We start from the raw sequence: 230 nt of genomic DNA on the forward strand, positions 1-230 counted from the left end.
TGTTTGCTATCGGTTATTTCGTGTTTAAACTTTTTTGATAGTAAGCTACTTGCTACGTCTACACTGCTAAAACTAGGCGTCGGATAAAGTGCATTATGTGCTTCAATTCCAAGCGAGATAGTATCAAAACGATGACCTTTTGCTTGTAAAAAGCCAATAGCCTTTTGTTTTAAATTGGTAGTGAAAATAGCTTCATTATATTTGTTATTTAACAGTTGCTCAGCAGCATC

General features: G+C 34.8%; 1 pseudogene. It reads right to left on the reverse strand.

Annotated features, from left to right (window positions below):
- A pseudogene (locus tag V6256_RS15530) lies at positions 1–230 on the reverse strand (regulatory protein RecX); the annotation flags it as partial.

Source organism: Psychromonas aquatilis, from assembly GCF_038155185.1.
GTDB lineage: Bacteria > Pseudomonadota > Gammaproteobacteria > Enterobacterales > Psychromonadaceae > Psychromonas > Psychromonas aquatilis.